The 25,661-nt window shown below is 67.2% G+C and carries 18 protein-coding genes; 8 read left to right on the top strand and 10 right to left on the bottom strand.

Going from position 1 to position 25,661, the window contains the following annotated elements:
- The first annotated feature begins 17 nt into the window (after positions 1-17).
- On the top strand, positions 18-2,765 hold the full coding sequence (locus BAU07_RS17625) for an MGH1-like glycoside hydrolase domain-containing protein (protein ID WP_066660175.1): 2,748 nt from the start codon (positions 18-20) through the stop codon (positions 2,763-2,765).
- On the opposite strand, the gene BAU07_RS17620 is transcribed toward BAU07_RS17625, so the two are convergent.
- Positions 2,754-3,368 carry an LON peptidase substrate-binding domain-containing protein gene (locus BAU07_RS17620; RefSeq protein WP_066660174.1) on the bottom strand — a complete coding sequence of 205 codons (615 nt, stop codon included), beginning with the start codon at positions 3,366-3,368 and terminating at the stop codon, positions 2,754-2,756. The two genes, BAU07_RS17625 and BAU07_RS17620, sit on opposite strands and share 12 nt — an antisense overlap.
- On the opposite strand from BAU07_RS17620, the gene BAU07_RS17615 reads away from it, so the two are divergent.
- On the top strand, positions 3,353-5,080 hold the full coding sequence (locus BAU07_RS17615; protein WP_232338156.1) for a glycine betaine ABC transporter substrate-binding protein: 1,728 nt from the start codon (positions 3,353-3,355) through the stop codon (positions 5,078-5,080). The genes BAU07_RS17620 and BAU07_RS17615 overlap by 16 nt on opposite strands.
- A gap of 96 nt (positions 5,081-5,176) precedes the next feature.
- Here the strand turns inward: BAU07_RS17615 and BAU07_RS17610 are convergent, their stop codons facing one another.
- Together BAU07_RS17610 and BAU07_RS17605 are read right to left on the bottom strand one after the other, a co-directional pair.
- Complete coding sequence (locus tag BAU07_RS17610; RefSeq protein WP_066665520.1) at positions 5,177-6,103, bottom strand: Bug family tripartite tricarboxylate transporter substrate binding protein; 927 nt, start codon at positions 6,101-6,103, stop codon at positions 5,177-5,179.
- A 232-nt stretch (positions 6,104-6,335) separates the two neighbouring features.
- Positions 6,336-7,463, bottom strand: coding sequence for a mandelate racemase/muconate lactonizing enzyme family protein (locus BAU07_RS17605; protein WP_066660172.1), 1,128 nt, complete (start codon positions 7,461-7,463; stop codon positions 6,336-6,338).
- Between the two features lie 153 nt (positions 7,464-7,616).
- Here BAU07_RS17605 and BAU07_RS17600 point away from each other — a divergent pair, with 153 nt between their 5' ends.
- From BAU07_RS17600 to bglX, 4 genes are all read left to right on the top strand, one after another.
- The gene (locus BAU07_RS17600) at positions 7,617-8,528 is read left to right on the top strand and encodes a LysR family transcriptional regulator (RefSeq protein ID WP_066660170.1); all 912 of its coding nucleotides are present in this window, start codon (positions 7,617-7,619) and stop codon (positions 8,526-8,528) included.
- Positions 8,529-8,624: 96 nt separating this feature from the next.
- Positions 8,625-9,209, top strand: coding sequence for an NUDIX domain-containing protein (locus BAU07_RS17595; protein ID WP_066665518.1), 585 nt, complete (start codon positions 8,625-8,627; stop codon positions 9,207-9,209).
- A complete protein-coding gene (locus BAU07_RS17590) occupies positions 9,206-9,625 on the top strand; it encodes a DUF1810 domain-containing protein (protein ID WP_066665519.1) in 420 nt (139 codons plus the stop codon). Before BAU07_RS17595 ends, BAU07_RS17590 begins: the two co-directional genes overlap by 4 nt.
- Positions 9,626-9,767: 142 nt before the next feature.
- Positions 9,768-12,083, top strand: coding sequence for a beta-glucosidase BglX (gene bglX, locus BAU07_RS17585; protein WP_066660167.1), 2,316 nt, complete (start codon positions 9,768-9,770; stop codon positions 12,081-12,083).
- Positions 12,084-12,188: 105 nt separating this feature from the next.
- On the opposite strand, the gene folE is transcribed toward bglX, so the two are convergent.
- From folE to BAU07_RS17570, 3 genes are all read right to left on the bottom strand, one after another.
- Entirely contained in the window at positions 12,189-12,734 is a 546-nt protein-coding gene (folE, locus tag BAU07_RS17580; RefSeq protein WP_066660164.1) for a GTP cyclohydrolase I FolE, read from the bottom strand.
- Positions 12,735-12,885: 151 nt separating this feature from the next.
- On the bottom strand, positions 12,886-13,980 hold the full coding sequence (locus BAU07_RS17575) for a hypothetical protein (protein ID WP_066660162.1): 1,095 nt from the start codon (positions 13,978-13,980) through the stop codon (positions 12,886-12,888).
- Positions 13,981-14,082: 102 nt separating this feature from the next.
- Complete coding sequence (locus BAU07_RS17570) at positions 14,083-15,000, bottom strand: LysR family transcriptional regulator (protein ID WP_066660160.1); 918 nt, start codon at positions 14,998-15,000, stop codon at positions 14,083-14,085.
- 210 nt (positions 15,001-15,210) lie between these two features.
- On the opposite strand from BAU07_RS17570, the gene aceB reads away from it, so the two are divergent.
- A complete protein-coding gene (gene aceB, locus BAU07_RS17565; protein WP_066660159.1) occupies positions 15,211-16,794 on the top strand; it encodes a malate synthase A in 1,584 nt (527 codons plus the stop codon).
- A 79-nt stretch (positions 16,795-16,873) separates the two neighbouring features.
- Here the strand turns inward: aceB and BAU07_RS17560 are convergent, their stop codons facing one another.
- The gene (locus BAU07_RS17560) at positions 16,874-17,287 is read right to left on the bottom strand and encodes a gamma-glutamylcyclotransferase family protein (protein WP_066660157.1); all 414 of its coding nucleotides are present in this window, start codon (positions 17,285-17,287) and stop codon (positions 16,874-16,876) included.
- Positions 17,288-17,494: 207 nt separating this feature from the next.
- Between BAU07_RS17560 and clpB the strand changes: the two genes are divergently transcribed.
- Positions 17,495-20,086 carry an ATP-dependent chaperone ClpB gene (gene clpB, locus BAU07_RS17555; protein WP_066660152.1) on the top strand — a complete coding sequence of 864 codons (2,592 nt, stop codon included), beginning with the start codon at positions 17,495-17,497 and terminating at the stop codon, positions 20,084-20,086.
- Positions 20,087-20,257: 171 nt separating this feature from the next.
- Here clpB and BAU07_RS17550 read toward each other — a convergent pair whose 3' ends face one another.
- The 3 genes from BAU07_RS17550 to glnE form a co-directional block, all read right to left on the bottom strand.
- Positions 20,258-21,796: an acetolactate synthase large subunit gene (locus BAU07_RS17550; RefSeq protein WP_066660150.1), complete on the bottom strand. Its 1,539-nt coding sequence runs from the start codon at positions 21,794-21,796 to the stop codon at positions 20,258-20,260.
- Between the two features lie 118 nt (positions 21,797-21,914).
- Positions 21,915-22,607: an epoxyqueuosine reductase QueH gene (locus BAU07_RS17545; RefSeq protein ID WP_066660148.1), complete on the bottom strand. Its 693-nt coding sequence runs from the start codon at positions 22,605-22,607 to the stop codon at positions 21,915-21,917.
- 113 nt (positions 22,608-22,720) lie between these two features.
- Positions 22,721-25,648: a bifunctional [glutamate--ammonia ligase]-adenylyl-L-tyrosine phosphorylase/[glutamate--ammonia-ligase] adenylyltransferase gene (gene glnE, locus BAU07_RS17540; RefSeq protein WP_084025842.1), complete on the bottom strand. Its 2,928-nt coding sequence runs from the start codon at positions 25,646-25,648 to the stop codon at positions 22,721-22,723.
- Between the last annotated feature and the right edge of the window lie 13 nt (positions 25,649-25,661).

The raw sequence follows: 25,661 nt of genomic DNA, 5'->3' as shown, positions 1-25,661 counted from the left end.
TCCTGCAAGGACGCGCCATGCCGCCGGAGCAAGCCACCCCATTGTCCCAGACCGCCGAGGGCCAGCGGCTGCGCGAGGCCGACACCGCGCCGTGGCGGCGCTGGGGGCCCTACCTGAGCGAACGCCAATGGGGCACCGTGCGGGAGGACTACAGCGATAACGGCACGGCGTGGGATTACTTCCCGCACGATCACGCGCGCAGCCGCGCCTATCGCTGGGGCGAAGACGGTATCGCCGGCTTTGGCGACGATCGCCTGCGGTGGTGCATGTCGGTGGCCTTGTGGAACGGCCGCGATCCCATCATCAAGGAGCGCCTGTTCGGCCTGACCAACGCCGAGGGCAATCATGGCGAGGACGTCAAGGAGCTTTACTTCTACCTTGACGCCACACCCACGCATTCCTATATGCGGATGATGTACCGGTATCCGATGTCCGCGTTTCCCTATGCGGATCTGGTGGCGGAGAACGCGGCGCGCGGCCCCGACCAGCCGGAATACGAGATCCTGGATACGGGCGTGTTCGACGACCAGCGCTATTTCGATGTCACGGTGGAGTATGCCAAGCACGCGCCCGACGATATCGTCATGCGCGTGACCGTCGAAAACCCCAGCGCGGAAGATGCGACGCTGCACGTGTTGCCCCAGCTGTGGGCACGCAATACGTGGTCGTGGGATGGCGTATCGGCCAAGCCTTCGCTCGAATTGGTGCCCGACCGCGCCGGCATGGCGGTACTGGCTCAGCATCCCGCCTACGAACCCATGGTGGCCTCGGCCCGCGCGCCCGGCACGGTGCAGTGGCTGTTCTGCGAAAACGAAACCAATGTGCGCCGGCTGTTCGGCAATGAGGGGCCGGGCCCGTTCAAGGACGGCATCAACGATTACGTCGTGCATGGGGCCGCCGACGCGGTACGGCGCGATGCCGGTACGCGCGTCGCGGCACATACCGTACTGCATCTGCCGCCGCGCGGTCGCACCGCAGTGTATTTCCGCCTGCAGCCCGAGGCGCGGCGCGATGCCGCAGCGGTCGATATGGACGCCGTGATCGCGCTGCGGCGCGCCGAGGCCGATGCCTTCTATGCCTGCCTGCAGCAGGACATCGAAGATGCGGACGCGCGGCTGGTGCAACGGCAGGCGCTGGCGGGGCTGTTGTGGTCCAAGCAGTATTACGAATTCGACGTGACGCGGTGGCTGGACGGTGATGCCGCGCAACCGGCGCCTGCGGCGCGCCGCCGTCGAGGCCGCAACGCGGAGTGGCGCCACCTGTGCAATGCCGAAATCATTTCCATGCCGGATAAATGGGAGTATCCCTGGTATGCCTCATGGGACCTCGCCTTCCAGGCGGTGGCCCTGGCCCTGGTCGATCCCGCCTTCGCCAAGAATCAGCTCCTGCTGCTGGTGAAGGACCGCTACCAGCATCCGAACGGACAACTGCCGGCCTATGAGTGGGCATTCGGCGACGGCAACCCGCCCGTGCATGCGTGGGCGACATGGCGCGTCTACGAAATCGACCGCGCCTGGAACGGCGTGCCGGACCACGACTTCCTGGAACTGATCTTCCACAAGCTGCTGTTGAACTTCGGCTGGTGGGTGAACCGGCGCGACGCCGACGGACGCAATATCTTCCAGGGCGGTTTCCTGGGCCTGGACAATATCGGTATTTTCGACCGCTCCGCGCCACTGCCCACCGGCGGGCACATCGACCAGGCGGATGGCACCGCCTGGATGGCCGCCTATGCGCTGGACATGATGCGCATCGCGCTGGAACTGGCCACGGTGAACAAGACCTTCGTCGATATCGCGGTCAAGTTCTTCGAGCACTTCCTGTACATCGCCGAGGCCGTCAACAGCGGCGACGAATGCGAAACCGGCCTGTGGGACGAAGACGATGAGTTTTTCTACGACTCGCTGCACCTGCCGGGCCAGCCGGCGCTGCCGATGCGCGTCCGCTCCATCGTGGGCCTGATTCCCCTGTTCGCCGTTCAAGTGCTGGAGGAACGGGTACATGGCCGTCTGCCCGGCTTCAAGGAACGCCTGCGCTGGTTCCTGCGCCATCGTCCCGACCTGGCCAAGCTGGTTTCGCGCTGGACGGAACCGGGCAAGGGCAATTCCGCGCTGCTGTCGCTGCTGCGCGGACATCGCGTCAAGGCGCTGCTGCGGCGCGCACTGGACGAATCGGAATTCCTGTCTCCGTACGGGGTGCGCGGCCTGTCGCAGGCCCATCGCGAGCATCCGTTCGAACTGCGGCACAACGGCCAGAGCTTCGGTATCCGTTACCAGCCGGGCGAATCGGATTCGCGCGTATTCGGCGGTAATTCCAACTGGCGCGGACCGGTGTGGCTGCCGGTGAACTACATGCTGATCGAGGCGATGTACGAGTTCCACCGCTATTACGGCGAGGAGTTCAGGGTTGAATACCCGACCGGCTCGGGCCGGCGCCATTCGCTGCGCGAGATCGCCGATGCGCTGGCGCGGCGCGTGACCACGCTGTTCCTGAAGGACGGGCAGGGAGAACGCCCGTCCATGGCCGGTTATCCGCTGTTGCAGACTGATCCCGCCTCACGCGACATGGTGCTGTTCCACGAGTTCTTCCACGGCGACACCGGCCGGGGCCTGGGCGCGTCGCACCAGACGGGGTGGACCGCCCTGGTCGCCTTGTTGCTGCAGCCGCGCCGGCGCGAAGCCAGCGGGCATGTGCCCGATGTCAGCGCCGGGATGCCGGTGGGCGAGGCCGACGCTGTTCCGCTGGAGGCGGACTCACGGCAGTAAGTCCCGTTCCTGCAGCAGGACCTGGACGCGCGCCAGGCGCTCGGTAGGGTCGACCACCAGCAGCAGTTCCTGCTTGACCTGCATGGCGATCGGCAGGATCTCGCCCCAGCGGTTGGCCACCCAGCCGGACTCATCCAGCCGGAACGGCGGCGCCAGGGGCATGAGGGCAGGCGGCGTGGCGCGGCGTTGCAGGTCCGCGATCACGGCGCCCAGTGCGTTGGCGCTGCGCTGCAATGGCGGAGGGATCTCGTGCACGGGGTCATCGTCCAGAAGCTCGATCTCGCCCGTCCACAAGCCGAACTTGCCCTGGCTGGCGGACAACAGGCGGAAGCGGCTGGTGCCGGCACACACAACCTGCAGCAGGCCCGGCATCGGGCTCACAGATTCCACGATGCCCGCCAACGTGCCCGCGCCAGCCAGCGTTTCCTTGCCTTCCGGTGTGCGGACCTCGCGGCCGGCCAGCAAGGGCACGATTCCGAAAGACGATCCTTCGGCGACGCATTTGGCGATCATGTCCAGATAACGGATCTCGAACACGCGCAAATGCATGACGCCATCCGGGAATAGGGCGTTGCCAAGGGGGAACAATGGAATCGTCGCCATGCGGCATGATGGCACAATTGCCGTTTCCCGTTATCCATGCCGCGCTCATACGCCCGCCTACCCGGATGATCCCGCCCGTCCTGCCGTTTGTGGCGCCCCTGCCGGCGTGCGCGCCCACCGCTGTCCGCCTGCTCGCGCGGTTCCTGCTCGCCGTGGTGGCCGCCTTATGGCTATGGCCTGTTGGCGCCGCCGCCGCGGACGCCGGCACATCGCCCACCCTTCCATCCGCGGCCTCCCCGGATGGCGCCGGCGCCCCGGTGCCGCGCATCGGCTCCAAGCGTTTCACCGAGTCGTACATCCTGGCGCAGCTCCTGGCGCAGCAGACCCTCCGCCAGACCGGGCGCGCACCCATCGTCCTGCAAGGGCTCGGCAATACCGCCATCGTCTACCAGGCGCTGCGTGCGGGCAGCATCGACCTGTACCCGGAATACGTGGGGACCATCGCGCTGGAAATACTCAAGAGTCCCAACCCGATGTCGCTGGAGCAGATGCGCGCGCCCTTGGCGGCGCTGGGGCTGGGGGTGGATATTCCCTTCGGGTTCAACGACGGGTATGCGCTGGCCATGCGGGCGAGCGACGCCGACCGGCTCGGCATACGCACGCTCAGCGACCTGTCGCGCCATCCGGAACTGCGGCTGGGCTTGTCCAGCGAATTCATCGGCCGCGCCGATGGATGGGGCGGACTGGCACGTCGCTATGGGTTGCCGCAGAAGCCCACCGGGCTGGATCACGGCCTGGCCTATGACGCGATCCAGAAACACCAGGTGGATGTGATCGACATCTACACCACCGACGCCAAGATCGACGTGCTGGGCCTGCGTACACTGGTCGACGACCAGGGCTATTTCCCGCGCTACGACGCCGTGGTCCTGTACCGGCTGGATGTGCCGGCGCGGTTCCCCGCGGCCTGGGCCGCCATGCGCACGCTGGCCGGCACCATCGACGAGCGGGCCATGATCGCGATGAATGCGCGTGCGGAGCTCGACGGCGTCCCGTTCGACGTGATCGCGCGCGATCGCCTGGCCGCGCCCGACGCTACGCCAGGCGCAGGGGACACCGAAAGCTACGGCTTCTGGCGCAAGCTCACCGGCCCCGATCTGGGCCGCCTGGCATGGCAGCACCTGATGCTGGTGTCCGTCGCCGTCGGCATCGCGGTGGTCGTCGCCGTGCCGGCTGGGGTATTCGTGTACAGCCGCCGGCGCCTGCGCGCCATCGTGCTGGGCATGACGGGCCTGTTGCAAACGGTGCCGTCCCTGGCCATGCTGGCCGTGCTGATTTCATTGACGGGTCGCATCGGCGCCGTGCCGGCACTGGCTGCGCTGACGCTGTATGCGCTGTTGCCGGTAATGCGCAATACCTGCGCCGGCCTGGACGAGGTATCGCCCGGCATGCGCATGGCCGCGACGGCGCTGGGCATGACGGCGGCCCAGCGCATGACGCTGGTCGAATTGCCCCTCGCACGCGCGACGATCGTGGCAGGCGTGCGCACGGCCAGCGCCATCGCGATTGGCACGGCCACCATCGCGGCGTTCATCGGCGCCGGCGGTTTCGGCGAGCGCATCGTAACGGGGCTGGCCTTGAACGACAGGCAGATGCTGCTGGCGGGCGCCTTGCCGGCCGCCGCCATGGCCTTGATCAGCGAACTGCTGTTCGAATTGCTCGAATGGCGGCTGCGCCGCAGCAGCGGCAAGGCCGGCCCCGCGCACGCCTGAGTCCCGGAATGCGATCCAGGCCCGTATGCATGGCGGCGCCGGCATGCCGGCCCACCGCCCGCGCCGGCGTATCGAGATCGAACCGGGACAGCCTGGCTACTCCGCCTTGGCGCCCATCTGCTTGACCAGGGCGCTCCACTTTTGCTGTTCCGCGCGGGTGAACGCGCCGAAGGCCTCGGCGGTGCCGCCCACGGGGTCCGCGCCTTCAGCCGTCATCTTGTCCTTCAGGCTGGGGAGCGCATCATTCACGGCCCGGTTCAGGGTGGCGATGGCGGCCGGGGGCGTGCCCCTGGGCGCGAACAGGCCGAACCAGGAGCCCGCTTCGAAGCCCGGAAAGCCGCTTTCGGCGATGGTCGGCACGTTCGGCATGGACGCCGACCGCCGGCTGCTGCTTACCGCGATGGCGCGCAGCTTGCCGGCCTTGATCTGGCCGATAACCGAAGGAATCGTGGCAAACATGAACTGCACCCGTCCGCTGAGCAGGTCGTTCAAGGCATCGGCGCCCTTGTAGGGAATGTGGGTCGAGTCCACGCCGAGCTTCTGCATGAGCATATAGCTGGCCAGGTGCGACGATGTGCCGATGCCCGTCGAGCTGTAGTTGATCTTGCCGGAATTGGCCTTGGCGTAGGCCACGAACTCCTTCACGTTGTGTACCGGCGCATCGGGAGGCACGACCAGCACATTCGGCACGTCGGCGAACTGCACGACCGGGACCAGGTCGACCAGCGGATCGTAATTGAGCTTGTTCAGGCTCGAGTTGACGGCGATCGGTCCCACCGAGTCCGCGACCAGCGTGTAGCCGTCCGGATCCGAACGGACTACATATTCCGTGCCGATATTGCCGCCTGCGCCGGGGCGGTTCTCGATGATGAACGATTGCTTGAGCGATTCCGCCAGCTTGTTGGCGATGGCGCGCGTAAGAATGTCCGTGGTGCCGCCGGCCGTGAAGGCCACCACGATCTTGACCGGTTTATCCGGATAGTCGGCCCGCGCGGGCGACGCCGCCAGTGCGATGGCTGTCATGGCCAGGCCGCCGGCGATCCGCCGCAGCAGGTCCCCGGCACGATGCCGGGCGCCGGGCGCCCGCGCCGTCTCATGCATCGCTACATGGATGTCCTGCGTACCCTTTTCCACCGCGTTGCGATATGCCTGTGCCATTGTCTTCCTCCTGTTCTGTTATCCGCCCTGGCGCCGCGGCGGGGGAGGCCGCGGCGTTCTGGCATGGCGCCGCGCGTGACGCAACGGCGTCCAGAGTTTAGCCCCGCACCGTAGTCCAGGCGCCATGGCGGGCCACTGCTGCTTCGTCGAAACCGAAACCCAGCCCCGGTTCGGTATGCAAGAGCACGCGACCGTTCTTGTGCTCCAGCTGGCGGTCCACCAGCTTGCGGAAATTCAGCACCTGGTCGTCCCAGAAGAATTCTACGTAGCGGGCGTTGGCGGTGGCGGCGACGAGCGGCGCATGGACGTCGTGGAACCAGTGCGGGCACAGGACCACGCCATAGGAGGCGGCCGTGGCCGCGATGCGCTTCCATTCCGTGATGCCCCCGCACACCAGCGCATCGGTCTGCAGGATGGCGGCCGCGCCCTGGTCCAGCAGTTCCTTGTGGTACCAGCGGCCGTAGCCGATCTCGGCGGTGGCGATCGGCACGCGCGTCAGTTTGGCCAGGCGGGCATGGTTTTCGATGTCATCCGGGAAAAAGGGCTCTTCCAGGAAGTAGGGGTCGTACTGCTCGAAGCGGCGCACATACTGCATGGCCTGCGTGACGTCGGTCCAGGCGTTGTTCAGGTCCAGCATGAGCTCGACGTCCGGCCCGACCGCTTCGCGCGCGGCGCGCAGGCGCGCCTCTTCCTCCTTCGGCGTCAGGCGGCCGGCCTTCATCTTGACGGCCTTGAAGCCTTTGGCGACGTAGCCGGCCAGTTCTTCTCCAAGGTGCTGCGGCGTCTTGCCGTCCAGGTAGTACCCGCCGCTGGCATAGGCGGGGACGCTTTCAAGTTCGTACGCGCCCAGGTACTTGTGCAGGGGCAGCCCCACACTGCGCGCGTTCAAGTCCCACAGCGCGGTGTCCAGGGCGCTGAGCGCGCGCATCACCGTGCCCGCACGGCCCTGCAGCAGGGCCTCCCGGTACATCGTTTCCCACAAGCGTTCGACAGCCAGCGAGTCCTGTCCGATGAGCAGCGGCGCAAGCAATTGTTCGACGGCCACCGTAAACAATGCGCCGCCCGCGCTGCCGACATAGCAGAAGCCGATGCCGGTGGTGCCGTCCGTGGATCGGACCTTGACCAGGCCGTAGTGACGGGTGCTGACGGTGCGCGTGGAAAACGAGGTGACCTTGTCCAGCGGCACGGCGGCGCTGCAGACTTCGATGGCTTCGATGCGGGGCATGATGAACTCCGGTAAGTGGAGACCCGATTCTTCCCCATATGAGTAAAAGGAAAAACCGCCTTTTGGCATCTTGTGAAGATGTAAAATCCTTTTTCTGGCGCGGGACGCGGGCGTGTCCGTCCCGCGCCGCCCGCCCCCTTTGTTCGCATCTCCATGGATACCCGCTTTCTCCAAAGTTTCGTGCAGGTGGTGGAATCCGGTTCGATCGCCGAGGCGGCGCGGCGTCTGGACCTGACGCCCGCGTCGGTGGCGCAGCGCCTGAAGGCACTGGAGGCATCCCTGGGCAGCCGCCTGGTGGCCCGTTCGGGCCGCACCGTGCGGCCGACCGCCGCGGGCAGCCGTGTACTGGAAAGGGCCCGCCAGGTGCTGGACGAGGTGCGCGACCTGAAATCCGCCGCGTCCGACACGGACCTTCCCGCCGGGCCTTTGCGGCTGGGGGCGACACCCACGGCCCTGACCGGCATCATGCCGGCCATCCTGAAGCGCTGGGTGGCGCGCCATCCCGATGTCGAGATCTACATCGAACCGGCCCCCTCGACGGTGCTCTATGGCCGGGTGCTGGCCGGCGACCTGGACGTGGCGGTGCTGGTGCACCCCATGTTCGAGTTGCCCAAGGGTTATGCCTGGCGCGCCTTGCGCGAGGAACCGTTGATGCTGCTGACGCACGCCGACCTGCGCGTGCGCGACGTGATGGCCGTGGTGGCGCGCGAACCCTTCATACGCTACGACCGCGGCGTGGTGGGCGGCAAGCTGGCCCATGACTGGCTGCGCGGCCATGGCGTGCGTCCGCATGTTCGCTTCGAGCTGGACGGCATCGACTCCATCGCCAAGCTGGTGGCCGAAGGACTGGGCGTGTCCGTCCTGCCGGACTGGACCGTGACCGGCCCGCCCGACCCCGCGCTTCGGCGCTGGCCTTTGCCGGCGCCGCGACCCAGCCGCACCGTGGGCATGCTGTGGCGTCCGGCGTCGGTGCGAGCCCCCCTGGTCCAGGCATTGGTCGACATGGCCATGGATACGCGGCCTCCCGGCACCCCCGGGCGCCGGGCGCGCCAAGGGATGCAATGACGCCATGCAGGCCCGGCACGGCTCGTGCGAGGGGCCATCCCATTTGAACGGCCCCCAACTGGTACAGTGGAAGGCCCCTACGCCGTGGATCGAATCGTGGATACGGAAAACGACGCCCATCTCGTTGAAAAACCCCTGAAGCAGGAAACGTTGTTCGAGGGCAATTTCCTGCGCGCGCGCCGCGACACGGTGCAACTGCCCAATGGCCACACCTCCACCCGCGAGTACATCGTGCACCCGGGCGCGGTCGTTGTGGTCCCCCTGCTGGACGACGGCCGGGTGCTGGCGGTGCGCCAGTACCGCTATCCCGTGGGGCGGGTCATGCTGGAATTCCCGGCGGGCAAGCTGGATGCCGGCGAGGACCCGCTCGAATGCGGACAGCGGGAACTGCTGGAGGAGACCGGCTATCACGGCGGCGAATGGGCGCACGCGGGCGCCATGCATGTCGCCATCGCGTACTCGACGGAGATCATCCACATTTTCTTCGCGCGCGGCCTGCGCGAGGGACAGGCGCAGCTCGACGTCGACGAGTTCGTCGATCTGCATCCTATGACGGTCGACGAACTGTATGCCGCCTGCCGCGACGGCGCGATCACCGATTCGAAGACGTTGGCGTGCACGCTGTGGCTGCAGAATATGCGCAGCGGCGCGTGGGAGCTGACATGGAAACCTCCGACCTGAACGACCCCTACGGCCTGCAGCGCTTCGTCATGGCGCAGGATCCGGTATTCGACGCGGTCTGCGCCGAACTGGCTGCCGGCCGCAAGCGCAGCCACTGGATGTGGTTCGTGTTCCCGCAGATCCAGGGCCTCGGGCGCAGCGAGATGGCACGCCGCTACGGCATCTCGTGCCTGGACGAGGCCAAGGCCTACCTGCGCCATCCGGTGCTGGGCCAACGACTGCGCCATGCCTGCGCCTTGGCGGCCGGCGTGCCGGACGGCGCGGCGGCCGATATATTCGGGCCCGTGGATGCGGTCAAGTTCCGGTCATCGCTGACGCTGTTCACCTGGGCCGCGCCCGACGAGGCCATCTTTCGCAGCTGCCTGGACCGCTTCTTCGACGGGCAGGCCGATCCGCTGACCTTGTCGCGGCTCTAGCGCCACCGCTGCTGCGCGACCGCCGCATGATGGCCGGCGCGCTACCGGCGTGCCCGCTGCCATATGTGGCACACTTGCCCTCCTGCCTGCAACACGCACGGGTGCGGGTCAGCCGCCCAATGCTTATCCACGAGACCCACGCATGAAAAAGCTTCGTTTGCTGCTACCTTTGCTGATCGCCCTGGCCGCGGCCCCGGCAACCGCCCAAACGAGCGATACCGCTTCCGCTGCCGCCCCGGTCCGCAATCAAGCCGCGCGCGAGGCCTTCCTGGACCGGCTGATGCAGCGCATGACGGTGGATGAGAAAATCGGGCAGCTGCGCCTGGTCAGCGTGCCGGCGGGCGCGAATCCGGACAAGCCGCGACTGCTCGCCGATATCCGGGCCGGCCGCGCGGGGGCCATCTTCAACACGGTCACGCCCCATGACATCCGCGTATTGCAGGATGCGGCCATGCAGAGCCGGCTGAAGATTCCCCTGTTCTTCGCCTATGACGTGATTCATGGGCAGCGCACGATCTTCCCGATCGGCATGGGGCTGGCCTCGACCTGGAACATGGACGCCATCCGCCAGACCGGCCGTATCTCGGCCATCGAGGCGAGCGCCGACGGCCTCGATATGACGTGGTCGCCGATGGTGGATATCTCGCGCGATCCGCGCTGGGGGCGCACTTCGGAGGGTTTCGGCGAGGACACCTACCTGACCTCGCGGATCGGCGCGGCGCTGGTCAGGGCATACCAGGGTGACGACCCGGCCGCGCGCGGCAGCATCATGGCTGTGGTCAAGCATTTCGCGGCCTATGGCGCCGTCGAGGGCGGACGCGACTACAACACGGTGGACATGAGCCCGCAACGCCTGTTCCAGGATTACCTGCCGCCGTACAAGGCCGCGGTGGACGCCGGTGCGGCCGGGGTCATGATCGCCTTGAACGCCTTGAACGGCGTGCCGGCCACCGGCGACAAGTGGCTGCTGCAGGATGTCCTGCGCAAGCAGTGGGGGTTCAAGGGCATTACCATCAGCGACCACGGCGCCATTCTGGAGATGATCAAGCACGGGGTGGCGGCGGACGGCCGCGATGCCTCGCGGCTGGCCATCACGGCGGGCGCCGACATGAGCATGAGCGACACCATGTATGGTGAAAACCTGCGCCCGCTGCTGGACAGCGGCCGTGTCCGCATGGCCGACATCGATCGCGCCACGCGCGACGTGCTGCGCGTGAAATACGACCTGGGGCTGTTCCAGGATGCTTACCGGCGTATCGGTTCGCCGCAGGACGACCCGCCCGATATCAATGCCGAAAGCCGGCTGCACCGCGGCGCCGCGCGCAGCGTCGCGCGCGAAAGCCTGGTCCTGCTGAAGAACCAGGGCGATGCGCTGCCTTTGAAGAAGCAGGGCACCATCGCGGTGATCGGTCCGCTGGCCAAGAGCCAGCGCGACATCATGGGAAATTGGTCGGCGGCGGGCCAGGCGGACCAGGCCGTGTCCGTATTCCAGGGCATGGCCAACGCCTTGGGCGACCGTGCGCGCCTGCTTTACGCGAAGGGCGCCAACGTCATCGATGACCCGGAAATCGTCAAATACCTGAACCTGTATGAGCAGGACGTCGAGGTCGATCCGCGCACCCCGGCGCAGCTGGTGGACGAGGCCGTGGCGACTGCGCGCCAAGCCGATGTGGTCGTGGCCGTGGTGGGCGAATCACAGGGCATGGCGCACGAGGCATCCAGCCGCACCGACATCGTGCTTCCCGAAAGCCAGGCCCGCCTGCTGCGGGCCCTGAAGGCCACGGGAAAGCCGCTCGTGTTGGTCCTGATGAACGGTCGCCCCTTGTCGTTGGTATGGGAAAGCGAAAACGCGGACGCCATGCTGGAGACCTGGTTCGCCGGGACGGAAGGCGGCAATGCCATCGCCGACGTGCTGTTCGGCGACTACAACCCATCCGGCAAGCTGCCCATGACCTTTCCGCGCTCGGTGGGGCAGATTCCGCTGTACTACAACCACCTGAATACGGGACGTCCTTTCGACCCGCAAAATCCCGACAAATACACGTCGCGCTATTTCGATGCGCCGAACGGCCCGCTGTTTCCCTTTGGCTATGGCCTGAGCTACACCACCTTCGGCGTGTCCGACGTGACACTGTCTCGCACCTCCATGCCGCGCGGCGGCAAGGTCGAGGCCAGCGTGACAGTGACGAATACGGGCACGCGCGATGGCGCGACGGTGGTACAGCTGTACATCCAGGATCCGGTCGCGTCGATAAGCCGGCCCGTCAAGGAGCTGAAGCACTTCCAGAAGGTCCTGTTGAAGGCCGGCGAATCGCGGCAAGTGAGCTTCACGATCGACGAGAAGGACCTGAGCTTCTACAACGCGCAATTGCAGTATGGCGCCGAGCCCGGCTTGTTCAATGTGTATATCGGGCTGGATTCGCAGGACGTGAAGCGAGGCAGCTTTACGCTGCGCTAGGGACTGTCCGCTGGTGCCGAATCGGGCGCATGGGCGGCGCGCGCGGACCGCGCGGCTGCCGCTGCGCCGTCGCCATGCCGGCGCGCACGCCGGGCGGCCGGCCCGCTAGCGCACCAGGTTCATGAACTCCGCGCGGGTGGCGGCGTTTTCGTGGAACTCGCCCAGCATGACCGAAGTCACCATGGACGAGTTCTGCTTTTCCACGCCGCGCATCATCATGCACATGTGCTGCGCTTCGATGATGACGGCGACGCCCGCGGCGCCGGTGACGTGCTGCACCGCTTCGGCGATCTGGCGGCAGAGGTTTTCCTGGATCTGCAGGCGGCGCGCGTACATGTCGACGATGCGGGCCACCTTGGACAGGCCCAGCACCTTGCCGTTCGGCAGGTATCCGACATGCGCCTTGCCGATGAAAGGCAGGATATGGTGTTCGCAGAGCGAGTAGAGCTCGATGTTCTTGACCAGCACGATTTCCCGGGTGTCGGACGAGAACAGCGCGCCGTTGACGATTTCGTCCAGGTTCTGTTCATAGCCCCGGCACAGGTAGCGCATGGCCCTGGCGGCACGCTGCGGGGTATCGCGCAGCCCTTCGCGGGTCGGGTCTTCGCCCAGTTGTTCCAGAATGGCGGTGTAGTGTTTTTCCAGCGACATGATCGGGCCTGGGTGCGGTCGGGCAAAAACGATACGATACCAGTGGTGTCAGGCTAGCGGTATCGAGCGTCAGGAAGGGCGGAACTTTCGGGAGACTGGACGGCGACGCGGCGCATGACGCTTCCCGTCGGCCCATGGCGCGCACGCCCGGCTAGCCGTCGGGCCGCAGCCGCGGGGCGGTGCAGGTAGCCGCGCCGGGCGGCATGCTGACCTCGCGTCCGAGCAGGGCCCGCGCGCCGCAGATCGAACCGTACATGCCGCGCTGGTCGTGGCCCACGCCGACCACCTCGTAGGCGCGGTGCACGCTGCCCTTGAGCGTCGGCAGCCAGGCTTCGTAGCGCAGATAGCCACGCCCGCGTGCCAGGCGTGTCGCGCCCTGGGCTTCCGCCGCGCAGCGCTTGTCCAGCAGGCGATGTTCGGGATTGTTGTCGGCGTCGCCCAGCAGATAGGTGACCTGGCGACGCGCGTAGCGCGTGGCCAGCCGCGCGGGATCCGGCACATGCACGCCGTGCGGCGGATGGTCCACGCCATAGCGGTAGTCATTGAAATCGGGGCAATTGCCGCGGTTGTATGGGCCGAAGCCGCCGTCCCCGCGGGGGCGGTCGGTCGTGAAATACAGGTAGGAGGACGGGTTGGCCACCACGTAGCGCATCGCCACGCCGCGCGCGCGCAGCGTCTCGTCGATATCGTTAAGGACGGCGTAGCGCTGGATCAATTGCGCGCCGGCGGAATGCCCCGCCAGCACGATGTCCTGCAGGTCGGGCATTTCGCGGCGGTCGGCCAGGCGCCGCAACAAGTCGTCCAGCACGTCGAAGGACCCGATCGGCCCGGCCCGGCCGGCCACCTTCGCGCTTTCCTCGCCGTCGACCCACCGGGCGCGCTGCCACGCCGGCATGCCGGCAAAGCCGCGGTCCACCGTGCTGACGAAGCGGGGCGCGAGCACCAGCGTGTCCTGCAGGGCGTCCGGGTCCTGCCAGAGCACGCCCGCCCCGGTTTCGTAGTAATGATCCGCATCGCGGCGTATGCCATGCACCATGATCACCACGTGACGGATATGGGCGAGGTTTCCCGGCGTCAGGGATCGACTGGCGTAGACGGCGAAGGGATAACGGTGCGCACGATGTTCGAGCTGAATCGTCTGCCAGGGCGGAGCCCCCACGCGCGGCGGACCGTTTTCGATCTGCGCCAGGGCGGGCGCGGCCATGCACAGCGCCATCAGCATGCAGAGGACCGGGCGGATCATCATCGTCGGGCGTGAGCGTCGGGCGCCATGAGAAGTGTCCGGCGCATTGTATGCCCCGGCATGTGGCAACAGGCTGAACGCGGGCCATGCGGCCGCCAGGACGTCCTAGCCCGAGACCGGTTCGCCCCAATACCCAGGGTCGGCGTAGGCAGCACGCAGCACGTCGACAAAGGCGCGCACGCGCGCGGGCACATGCTTGCGTTCGGGCAGGATGGCGTAGATGCCGTTGGGCGGTGCGCAATACGCGTCCAGTACCGTTTTCAGGCGGCCGCTGGCCAGGTCCTGCTGCACTTCCCACATCGATCGCCAGGCCAGTCCGCAGCCGGCCAGCGTCCATTGGTGCAGCACGCTGCCGTCGCTGCATTCCAGCCTGCCCGAAACGCGGTAGGCTGCCACCTGCCCGTTTACCCGGAAGAGCCAGCCCCGGGACTGGTTGGCCTGGTTGCCGAAGGACAGGCAGTGGTGGCCTTCCAGTTCGGCGGGCGTGCGCGGCGTCCCGTGTCGCGCCAGGTAGGCCGGCGCGGCCACCACGACACGGCGATTGTCGGCCAGGCGGATGGCGACCAGGTCCGAATCGTCCAGGTCGCCGATGCGTACGGCGCAGTCGTAGCGTTCGTCGACCAGGTCCACCAGGCGGTCGCTCAGGTCCAGCGTGACGCTGACGTCGGGATACCGGTCGGCATAGCCGGGCAGCAGGGGGGCGACGTGGCGCCGCCCGAAGCCGGCCGGGGCGGTGATGCGCAGCAGGCCCGTGGGACGCGCGCTGCCCTGGGCCACCACGCTTTCGGAGTCCTCCAGGTCGCGCAGGATGCGCTGGGCGTCTTCCAGCAAGGTGCCGCCTTCCGCGGTCAGCGAAATGCGCCGGGTGGTCCTCACCAGCAATTTGACCCCGAGGCGGGATTCCAGTGCATCGATGCGGCGACCGATCATTGCCGGCGCCACGCCTTCGGCGCGCGCCGCCGCCGACAGGCTGCCCAGCGCCGCCACATCGACGAAAGTCTGCAGTTGCTTGAAGCGGTCCATCGCGGCAACGCCCGGGTGAAAGGTGGACGGCGAGGGCGGGAGGGTGCCGGCGGGCCGGGTGCCTGAAGCACACTCGCGGCCGGGTCCTCCGTATGTCACCCGCTCGCCACCTATGATTAAAAATAAAAGATGAATCTACTTTTATATTCTTTTTAATTCAATATCCCCTTCGTACACTGGGTGTGCCTACGATTCTTCCGCGGAGACATCATGACCCTGAACCTGCCCGCCGGCGTCGCCATCGACGCCCCCATCGAACCCGGTTTCGAGACCGTGCTGACGCACGATGCGCTCGCCCTGGTGGCAGACCTGCACCGCACCTTCGAGGCGCGCCGCCAGGAGTTGCTCGCCGCTCGCGCGGTCCGCGCCAGGAAACTGGATGCCGGCGAGAAGCCGGATTTTCTGGCCGAAACGCGCCATATCCGAGAGGGCGACTGGACCATCGCCCCGATTCCGCAGGACCTGAAGTGCCGCCGCGTCGAAATCACCGGCCCGGTCGAGCGCAAGATGGTCATCAATGCCTTGAATTCCGGCGCCGACAGCTACATGACGGACTTCGAGGATTCCAACACGCCCAACTGGCATAACCAGATTACCGGGCAGATCAACCTGGTGGAGGCGGTGCGCCGCACGATCCGCCTGGAGCAGAACGGCAAGACCTACGCCCTGAATGACAAGACCGCCGTGCTGCTGGTGCGCCCGCGCGGCTGGCACCTGGATGAAAAGAACGTCAAGGTGGACGGCAAGCGGGTGTCGGGCGGCATCTTCGACTTCGCCCTGTATTTCTTCCACAACGCCAAGGAGTTGCTGGCGCGCGGCTCGGGGCCTTACTTCTACCTGCCCAAGATGGAAAGCCATCTGGAAGCCCGCCTGTGGAACGACATCTTCGTCCGCGCGCAGAAGGCCCTGGGGGTTCCGCAGGGCACGATCAAGGCGACCGTGCTGGTGGAAACCATCCTGGCGGCCTTCGAAATGGATGAAATCCTGTACGAGCTGCGCGAGCACAGCGCGGGCCTGAACGCCGGCCGGTGGGACTACATCTTCAGTTGCATCAAGAAGTTCAAGGTGGAGCGCGACTTCTGCCTGGCGGACCGGGCCCGCGTCACCATGACGGCCCCGTTCATGCGCGCCTATGCCTTGCTGCTGCTCAAGACCTGCCACCGCCGCAACGCACCCGCCATCGGCGGGATGAGCGCGCTGATCCCCATCAAGAGCGACCCGGTCAAGAACGAGCAGGCCATGGCCGGCATTCGCGCCGACAAGACCCGCGATGCCACCGACGGCTATGACGGCGGCTGGGTGGCCCATCCGGGCCTGGTCTCCGTCGCCATGGAGGAATTCGTCAAGGTCCTGGGCGATGCCCCGAACCAGATCGGCAAGCAGCGCCCGGACGTCGACGTCAAGGCCGCCGACCTGCTCGATTTCCAGCCGGAAGCGCCGATTACCGAGCACGGCCTGCGCATGAACATCAACGTGGGCATCCACTACCTGGGCTCCTGGCTCGACGGCAACGGCTGCGTGCCGATCCATAACCTGATGGAGGATGCGGCGACGGCGGAAATCTCGCGGTCCCAGGTCTGGCAGTGGATCCGCTCGCCCAAGGGCGTACTCGAGGACGGGACCAAGGTGACCGCAGAGCTGGTGCGCAAGCTGATCCCCCAGGAACTGGCCAAGGTACATGAAGTGGCGGGGTCCAGCGCCGCCTATGACCGTGCCGCGCAGATCTTCGAGACGATGAGCACGCAGGAGGAATTCGCGGAATTCCTGACGCTGCCGCTGTACGAAGAGGTCTGACGCGCAGCGTCTGCGGCGGGCAGCGCGCCCGTCCACCCGCGCCCGCCGTCCGGTCCCCGGGCGTGCGGGCGTTTTGCATTCACGGCCGATCGCGCAGCCGGCGGTGATGGACCCAATCGGTGGCGTCCGTGCAGACCGCATCGCCGATATGCGCGGCGTCGATGGGATAGTAGTGGCAGTCCAGCCCACGTCCCGCCACCGACAGGCGCACCATGCGCCGCACGAAGCATGACGACCCTCTCGGGTCGTATTCCTCGATGGCGTCCATCACTGGAAGCAGGGCCGGGTCGATACGGTAGACGTCCCCGGTCACCGCTGCGCCCGCGGGGTCGGGCAGCAGCCCCGGCCAATCGCCGAAGTCGTAAAGCCGGCCTGGTACGCTTGCCACGCCCACATATTCCGGCATGGGCAGGCCGGCGCCGGCGGCTGCGCGGGCCAGATCGTTGATCTCGCCGCGCCGCAGGGTCCCGTAGACAAAGACGTAGGTGCTCATTGCGTCATGGTGTGGAAGAAAGGTACCGGGCGGCGTGCCCCCTGGCCTAGCGACGGGCGCCGTGCCCGGGTGGTGCAATCCAAATCCGGCCGGCCGCCTCCATGCCCCTGATGCCTCCAGGGTATTGAAATCCCGGCGCGCGCCCGCATGTGGGGTACATCGAGCCGGCCAGCGGTCGGCCTCCAACCTGACAAACCGACCTCCATTATGCGATTCGACAAGCTCACCACCAAGTTCCAGCAGGCCTTGGCCGATGCGCAGAGCCTGGCCGCCCGCAACGACCATCCTTACATCGAGCCCCTGCACGTTCTTTCCGCCCTGATCGGCGATCCCGACAGCGGTGCGTCCAGCCTGCTCGCGCGGGCCGGCGTGGCCGTCAACCGGCTGCCCGCGACCATCGAGTCCGCGCTGAAATCCCTGCCCCGCGTGCAGGGCGAAACCAATGTGCAGATCAGCCGCGACCTGCAGAACGTGCTGACGCGCACCGACAAGGAAGCGGCGCGGCGCGGAGATACCTACATCGCCAGCGAACTCTTCCTGATCGCGCTGGCCGACGACAAGGGCGAGGCCGGTCGCATCCTGCGCGACGCGGGCCTGCAGAAGAAGGCGCTGGAGTCGGCCGTGGACGCGGTGCGCGGCGGCGAGGCGGTGCAGGGCGCCGAGGGCGAATCGAACCGGCAGGCGCTGGCGAAGTACACCCTGGACCTTACCGAGCGCGCGCGCGAGGGCAAGCTCGACCCGGTCATCGGCCGCGACGACGAAATCCGGCGCACCATCCAGATCCTGCAACGCCGTACCAAGAACAACCCGGTGCTGATCGGTGAACCTGGCGTGGGCAAGACCGCCATCGTCGAAGGGCTGGCGCAGCGTATCGTCAACGACGAAGTGCCCGAGACCCTGCGCGGCAAGCGCGTCCTGTCGCTCGACATGGCGGCGCTGCTGGCGGGCGCCAAGTTCCGTGGCGAGTTCGAGGAACGCCTGAAGGCCGTGCTCAAGGAATTGGCACAGGACGACGGCAGCAATATCGTCTTCATCGACGAACTGCACACCATGGTGGGCGCGGGCAAGGCCGAAGGCGCCATCGACGCCGGCAATATGCTCAAGCCGGCCCTGGCACGCGGCGAGCTGCACTGCATCGGCGCGACTACCCTGGACGAGTACCGCAAATACCTGGAGAAGGATGCCGCGCTGGAGCGCCGCTTCCAGAAGGTGCTGGTGGGCGAGCCGGACGTGGAGTCCACCATCGCCATCCTGCGCGGCTTGCAGGAGCGCTATGAGTTGCACCACGGCGTCGAGATCACCGACCCGGCCATAGTTGCCGCGGCCGAGCTCTCGCATCGCTACATCACCGACCGCTTCCTGCCCGACAAGGCCATCGACCTCATCGACGAGGCCGCCGCCCGCATCCGCATGGAAATCGACTCCAAGCCGGAAGTCATGGACCGGCTGGATCGACGCATCATCCAGCTGAAGATCGAGCGCGAGGCCGTCAAGAAGGAAGCCGACGAGGCGTCCAAGCGGCGCCTGGGCGTCATCGAGGACGAACTCGAGAAGCTGCAACGCGAGTACAACGACTACGAGGAAATCTGGAAGGCGGAAAAGGCGGCCGTACAGGGCAGCCAGGCCATCAAGGAAGAAATCGAGCAGGTGCGCGCCGAGATGGCGGAGTTGCAGCGCAAGGGCCAGTTCGACAAGCTGGCCGAACTGCAATACGGCAAGCTGCCGGAGCTGGAGGCGCGCCTGAAGTCCGCCGAGAAGGGCGCCGAACAGGCGGACGCGGGCGACCGCCCGCGCCTGCTGCGCACGCAGGTCGGCACCGAGGAAATCGCCGAGGTCGTGTCGCGCGCTACCGGCATACCGGTATCCAAGATGATGCAGGGCGAGCGCGACAAGCTGCTGCAAATGGAAGAGTTCCTGCACCGCCGCGTGGTGGGCCAGGACGAGGCGGTGCGCCTGGTGTCCGACGCCATCCGGCGTTCGCGTGCCGGCCTGTCCGACCCGTCGCGGCCCTACGGTTCCTTCCTGTTCCTCGGCCCGACCGGGGTGGGCAAGACCGAACTGACGCGGGCCCTGGCAGACTTCCTGTTCGATTCGGAGGAGCACATGGTCCGCATCGACATGAGCGAGTTCATGGAGAAGCATTCCGTGGCTCGCCTCATCGGCGCGCCCCCCGGCTATGTCGGCTACGAGGAAGGCGGCTACCTGACCGAAGCCGTGCGCCGCAAGCCGTATAGCGTGATTCTCCTGGACGAAATAGAGAAGGCGCATCCGGATGTGTTCAACGTGCTGTTGCAGGTGCTGGACGACGGCCGCCTGACCGACGGCCAGGGCCGCACGGTGGACTTTCGCAACACGGTGATCGTGATGACGTCCAACCTGGGCTCGCAACACATCCAGACGATGGCGGGCAAGCCCTACGAAGTCATCAAGGAGGTCGTGTGGGACGAGCTCAAGCAGGCGTTCCGGCCGGAGTTCCTGAACCGGATCGACGAAGTGGTGGTCTTCCACGGGCTGGAAGCGCAGCATATCGAGTCGATCGCGCGCATCCAGCTCAAGCGGCTGGCCGACCGGCTGGAGAAGCAGGAAATGCGTCTGGAAGTGTCCGATGCGGCGCTCGCCGAGCTCGCCCGTGCGGGTTTCGACCCGGTGTTCGGCGCGCGTCCGCTCAAGCGCGCCATCCAGCAGCAGATCGAGAATCCGGTCGCGCGGCTCATCCTGGAAGGCCGTTTCGGTCCGCGCGACGTCGTGCCGGTGGACTGGCGCGACGGCAAGCTGGTGTTCGAACGGACCTTGCAGTAAGCCCCGGCGTGTAGCGGCTGCGTGCCGGGCACCCGTCGGTGCCTGCCCATCGAGAAGAAGGGGGACGAAAGTCCCCCTTCTTCGTCTGGAGCATGTCCCGCCATGCGCGCGCAAACCGGCCGGCGTGCTCGAGCGCGCGTGACTGGGGCGCTGCCCAGGGGCGGCGCCGCGTCAGATCACCAGTTCGATCAGGAAGGGGCCCTTGCGGCGGTTTGCGCTGGCGAAGAGATCCGCGAACTTTTCCATCGTGTCGGCCTGCGCGGCCTCCACGCCTAGGCCGTTGGCGATCTTGACCCATTCCAGGTTGGGCCGCGTCAAGTCGAGCATGTCCATCGCCGTTTTGCCCGCGGCGGCGCCCACACCCTGCAATTCACCGAGCAGGATCGCGTACTTGCGGTTGGCCAGGATGACGGTGGTCACGTCCAATTGCTCGCGCGCCTGGGTCCAGAGCGCCTGTACGGTGTACATGGCAGACCCGTCGGCCTGCAGCGATACGATGCGCCGGCCCGGCGCGGCAATGGCCGCGCCAGTGGCCAGTGGCAGGCCATTGCCGATGGCGCCTCCGGTGATCTGCAGCCAGTCGTGCGGGGCCGTATTGACGGTGCCAGGGAAAAAGGCCCGGCCGAAGCTCACGCCTTCGTCGACGATGACCGCATTCTCGGGCAACAGCGCCGCGACGGTCTGGGCCACGCCTTCGGAAGTCGCGGGGCCGCGCGCGGTCTCTATCGTCGCGCGCTCGGCGGTCGGCGCGGCCTGCGTGGCGTTCAGGGCGTCGGCCAGCCGCGCCAGCGCGTCCAGCGGGTCCTGCTCCTCGCGTGCCAGGACGTGGATCGTGCAGTCCGACGGGTACATCACGGCGGGCTTGTCCGGATAGGCGAAGAAGGCCACGGGGGCCTTGGCGCCCACCAGGATCAAGTGCTTGACGCCCTTGAGCGCCGCCACGGCCGGTTCCACGGCGTAGGGCAGGCGGGTCACGGGATAGCGCCCCGCGCCCCGCTCGATGCGGCGGTTCGACGTGGGCGCCAGGGTTCGCGCGCCCGTCTTCAGGGCAATGCGTCCGGCCGCGGCCAGCGGCGCTTCGCGCAGCGCCGCGTTGCCCAGGAAGAGCACCGCGGGTTCGCCGGTGCGCAGGATACGGGCGATGGCGGCGACGGTTCCTTCATCGACACAGCCGGCCGGCGCGGGCGCCAGTGGTTCGGCCACCACGCCGCCGGCGTTCCAGCAGGTGTCCGACGGCGCGATCAGGGTCGCGATCTGGCCCGGCGCGGTGCGCGCCGCCTGTACTGCGGCGGCGGCGTCGCGGCCCAGCGTCGCCGCGTCCACGGCGGTACGCGTCCATGCGGACACGGGACGCGCCCAGCCTTCCGTATCGGCGGTGAGTGGCGCGTCCAGGGGCCGGTGGTGCGTAGCCTGGTCGCCGACAATATTGACGATGGACGAATTGGCGCGCCGTGCGTTATGCAGGTTGGCCAATCCATTGGCCAGGCCGGGGCCGCAGTGCAGGAGCGTGGCGGCCGGCTTGTCGGCCATGCGGGCGTAGCCGTCGGCGGCGCCCGTGACCACACCCTCGGCGAGCGCCAGCACACAGCGCATGCCGGGAATCCGGTCCAGCGCCGAGACGAAATGCATTTCGCTCGTGCCGGGGTTGGCGAAGCAGGTGTCGATGCCGCTTTTCAGCAGGGTGTGGACCAGACTTTCGGCGCCGTTCATTTCGTCCTCATGGTGTGATGAACACAGGATGAGGGCAGAGTGTACGCCCTGGCCAAGGGGTAGGGCGGCCATGCGGCGGCCGCCGGCTGGGGCGGCGCCGTGCCGTCCGTGGACGCAGCTACCGCGCGCCGTCCTCGGCCAGCGTCTCGTCGTTGACCAGGCCTTCCCTGCCGTAGAACTTCACGCCGATATGGATGCGTTCCCGGCCCTGTGCGCGGCGGTGGCGGTTGGTGTCGCGCAGCGAGTACACGCAGCCGCAGTACTCCTGCTGGTAGAAGTTCTCGCGTTTGCTGATTTCGATCATGCGCTGCGACCCGCCGCCCTTGCGCCAGTTGTATGTCCAGTAGACCAGTTCGGGATAGCGTGCCGCCGCGCGCTCGCCGCAGCCGTTGATCTGGTTCATGTCCTTCCAGCGCGAGATGCCGAGCGAACTGGTGATGGTATCGAAGCCATGCTCGTGGGCGTACAACGCCGTGCGCTCGAAGCGCATGTCGAAGCAGGCCGTGCAGCGCGCGCCGCGTTCCGGCTCGTTCTCCATGCCCTTGACCCGCTCGAACCAGTTGTCCATGTCGTAGTCGGCGTCGATGAACTCGATGCCGTGTTTTTCGGCGAAGCGGATGTTCTCCTGCTTGCGGATCTCGTATTCCTTCACCGGATGGATATTCGGGTTGTAGAAATAGATGGCGTAGTCGATGCCGGAGGCATGCATCGCTTCCATCACTTCACCGGAACAGGGCGCGCAGCAGGAGTGCAGCAGCACCTTGCTGCGGCCTTCGGGAAGTTCAAGCGTGGGGCGGACGAGTTCGGACATATCGAGTGGGACCTGTATGCGGGCGGGCCCTGCCTGCGAGCGGCGGGACGCTACGCTGCCTGGCAGCGACGGGCTGCGCGCGGCGCGGTTGCCGCCCGGCGCAGACCGCTATTTTACGACGCGGCGATCGACCCGGTCCCCAGCACTGCATCCCACAGGCGCCGGACGGCATCCCGTTCGGCGGTCAGCGCCCCGGGGGCGGCCCGCGCCTTCTCCTGGCCTTGCAGCCGCATCTGGTGCTGCACGCGCCGCAGGGTGCGGTATGCGTCCGCCGCCTGCATGGCCACGTCGCCATCGATCAGCCCTTCGCGGGCCGCGATACCCAGCAGCGCGATATTGCCCAGGTTCTCCACCAGTACCGGATGCGCCGCCGCTTGCGACAGCACCAGGTATTGCGTCACGAATTCCACGTCCACCATGCCGCCGCGGTCATGCTTGACGTCGAACTGCTCGGTACGGTTCGGATGGCCCGCGCTGATTTTTTCGCGCATGGACAGTACCTGCTGGCGCAGCGCGGCGGCGTCCCGGTTTTGCAGCAGTATCTCGCGCCGCACCGCCTCGAAGCGCGCGCCGACTTCCTGGTCGCCCGCCGCGAAACGCGCCCGCGTCAGGGCCTGGTGCTCCCAGGGCCAGGCATGCTTGCGCTGGTACTCCGCGTACCCTTCCACCGACACCGCGAGCAGCCCGGCGTCGCCGTCCGGGCGCAGCCGCAGGTCGACTTCGTAGAGGCGGCCGGATGATGTCATGGTCGACAGCCACGATGTCATGCGCCGGCCAAGTTTGGCATAGATCTCGGCGGCATCCTCGCGCCGATCGTCGTAGATGAAGACGATATCCAGGTCGGAGGCGTAGCCCAGTTCCTTGCCGCCCAGCTTGCCGTAGGCGATGACAGCGAATCGCGGTGCGGCGCCGGCCTGCTTGTTCACCAGCGGCCAGGTGCGGTTCAGCGTTTCGGCCAGCAGCATGTCGGCCAGCGCGGACAACTGGTCCGCCAGTTTTTCCACCGTCAGTTCGCCCTCCAGATCCTGCGCAAGCAGCTGGAAGCTGGCTTGGCGCTGGACATCGCGCATCAGGTTCATCTGCCGTTCGATATCGGGGCTGCCGTCCGGCAGCAGGCAGGCGTCCAGATCCGCCGCCAGCTGACGCGCCATCTGGCCGAAGTCCAGCGGTTCCAGCAGCGCGCGCCAGTCGATCAGGCTGTCGAGCAGCAGGGGATGCAGCGTCAGGTATTGGGCGGCCCAAGGGCTGGCGGCCATCATGCGGGCGATGCGGGCCAGCGTGTCGGGGTATTCGGCCAGCAGCGCCAGGTAGGCGCTGCGCTGTGCGATGGCTTCTATCAGGTCGAACAGGCGCACCAGCGCCGCGGCCGGGGCGCTGGTGCGCGCGGCGGCGCGCAGGACCATGGGCAGCAGGGTCTCCACGCGCCGCCGGCTCGTGTCCGGCAGCGTCCGCAGGCGAGGGCTGTTCAGCAGGGACGCGACACGGCCGGACAACTGGCTGGCATCGTCCTGGAACGAGGCATTGAGCTCATCGGTGAGCAGGCTTTCCAGATCCATGTCGCTGTCCGCGGCCTGGGTCGGCTGGCTTGCACGACCGGCGCCGGCGGGCCGGACGGCGGCATCCGCTTCCGCGCTTTCGTTGGCGCTGACGCCAGCCAGCCGGAAAGCGTTCCTGAAGGTCTCCTCCACGAAGTCGCGGTGGGCGGAAAGTGCGCGCTCGAACGCGTCCGGCTCCAGCCCCAGGGCGGCGGCCAGAGCGGCCCGCTGAGCCGGCTCGGCCGGCAGCAGGTGCGTCTGCTCATCCTCGCGGTATTGCAGGGCATGTTCGACGCGCCGCAGGAAACGGTAGGCATCTTCCAGCCGCGCGGCGTCTTGCGGGGGTATCAGTCCGGCATCGCGCTCGCAGTGCAGTGCGGCGAGCAGGCCGCGCACTTGCAGGGCCGGCATGCGGCCGCCGCGGATCAATTGGGAAAGCTGCACCACGAATTCGATTTCGCGTATGCCGCCTTCGCCCAGCTTGATGTTCAGGGCGCTGTCCATGCCGTTGCGCGCCAGGGCCCGGCGTTCCCAGTCCAGGCGTATGCGTTCGCGCAAGGTCCGCAGCGCGGCCAGCGCGTCGAAGTCGAAATACTTGCGGTACACGAACGGGATGCGCAGGCTCTCCATCTGCCGCAACTGCGCGTCCGGGTCGCTGCCTTCGAAGGCCTGCGCCGGCAGGCAGCGTGCCTTCAGCCACGCATAGCGTTCCCATTCGCGGCCCTGGCCCACCAGATAATGCTCCAGCGCATCCAGGCTCCACGCCAGCGGTCCGCCATCGCCATCGGGACGCAGCCGCAGGTCGGTCCTGAACACATGCCCGTTGGCGTCGCGCTCCGATATGACGGGCATCATGCGGCGCGTCACGCGGCCGTAGAACTCATGGTTGCTCAGGCGCCGCGGTCCGGGCGTTTCGCCCTCTTCCCCATAGAGCATGATGAGATCGATGTCCGACGACACGTTCAGTTCTTCCCCGCCCAGCTTGCCCATGCCGATGATCAGCATCTCCTGGGGAGCGCCGGTCAAGGGGTCGATGGGCGTGCCGTGCGTGGCCGCCAGTTCGGTCGCGACACTGCGGTAGGCGTTGGCGACGGCCAGGTCCGCCAGGGCGGTCATGGCGCCCACCACTTCCTCCAGCGTGGCCTGCCCGCCCAGATCCCGCACCATCAGGGCGCAGAACACACGCTCGCGCAGGCGTCGCAGCACCGCCCGGCAATCGGCCACGGGCAGGGGCGTGCTGTCGTCCTGGCCGGCCAGGTCGTCGCGCCAGCCCTGGAGGACCGCGCGGGTCAAGGGCTGCGCCACGCCTTCGCGTCGCAGCCATTCGGCGAGCTCGGGCCTGGCATCCAGGGTACGGCGCAGATAGCCGGACCATGCCAGCGCCGCCGCGAAGCGCGCGTCGGCATCCACCGGAGGACCGGTGTCCGGCGTCCGGGCGGCGGGCTGTGCCGGGTCCGTGGAGGACGGGCCGAGGGGGGCTTGCAACGGAGTGGAAGAGGTCGACATGGATGGAGAAAGG

It is taken from the genome of Bordetella flabilis, assembly GCF_001676725.1.
Classification (GTDB): Bacteria; Pseudomonadota; Gammaproteobacteria; order Burkholderiales; family Burkholderiaceae_B; genus Bordetella_C; species Bordetella_C flabilis.
Note: the sequence above shows the minus strand (reverse complement) of the source record. Positions and strands in the feature narration are given on the sequence as shown.

What these genes read in the sequence shown, in the direction of transcription:
- BAU07_RS17625 (WP_066660175.1), top strand. Translation starts at nt 18, where the DNA reads ATGCCGCCGGAGCAAGCCACCCCATTGTCCCAGACCGCCGAGGGCCAG.
- BAU07_RS17615 (WP_232338156.1), top strand. Translation starts at nt 3,353, where the DNA reads ATGGAATCGTCGCCATGCGGCATGATGGCACAATTGCCGTTTCCCGTT.
- BAU07_RS17620 (WP_066660174.1), bottom strand. Translation starts at nt 3,368, where the DNA reads ATGGCGACGATTCCATTGTTCCCCCTTGGCAACGCCCTATTCCCGGAT.
- BAU07_RS17610 (WP_066665520.1), bottom strand. Translation starts at nt 6,103, where the DNA reads ATGACAGCCATCGCACTGGCGGCGTCGCCCGCGCGGGCCGACTATCCG.
- BAU07_RS17605 (WP_066660172.1), bottom strand. Translation starts at nt 7,463, where the DNA reads ATGCCCCGCATCGAAGCCATCGAAGTCTGCAGCGCCGCCGTGCCGCTG.
- BAU07_RS17600 (WP_066660170.1), top strand. Translation starts at nt 7,617, where the DNA reads ATGGATACCCGCTTTCTCCAAAGTTTCGTGCAGGTGGTGGAATCCGGT.
- bglX (WP_066660167.1), top strand. Translation starts at nt 9,768, where the DNA reads ATGAAAAAGCTTCGTTTGCTGCTACCTTTGCTGATCGCCCTGGCCGCG.
- folE (WP_066660164.1), bottom strand. Translation starts at nt 12,734, where the DNA reads ATGTCGCTGGAAAAACACTACACCGCCATTCTGGAACAACTGGGCGAA.
- BAU07_RS17575 (WP_066660162.1), bottom strand. Translation starts at nt 13,980, where the DNA reads ATGATGATCCGCCCGGTCCTCTGCATGCTGATGGCGCTGTGCATGGCC.
- BAU07_RS17570 (WP_066660160.1), bottom strand. Translation starts at nt 15,000, where the DNA reads ATGGACCGCTTCAAGCAACTGCAGACTTTCGTCGATGTGGCGGCGCTG.
- aceB (WP_066660159.1), top strand. Translation starts at nt 15,211, where the DNA reads ATGACCCTGAACCTGCCCGCCGGCGTCGCCATCGACGCCCCCATCGAA.
- BAU07_RS17560 (WP_066660157.1), bottom strand. Translation starts at nt 17,287, where the DNA reads ATGAGCACCTACGTCTTTGTCTACGGGACCCTGCGGCGCGGCGAGATC.
- clpB (WP_066660152.1), top strand. Translation starts at nt 17,495, where the DNA reads ATGCGATTCGACAAGCTCACCACCAAGTTCCAGCAGGCCTTGGCCGAT.
- BAU07_RS17550 (WP_066660150.1), bottom strand. Translation starts at nt 21,796, where the DNA reads ATGAACGGCGCCGAAAGTCTGGTCCACACCCTGCTGAAAAGCGGCATC.
- BAU07_RS17545 (WP_066660148.1), bottom strand. Translation starts at nt 22,607, where the DNA reads ATGTCCGAACTCGTCCGCCCCACGCTTGAACTTCCCGAAGGCCGCAGC.
- glnE (WP_084025842.1), bottom strand. Translation starts at nt 25,648, where the DNA reads ATGTCGACCTCTTCCACTCCGTTGCAAGCCCCCCTCGGCCCGTCCTCC.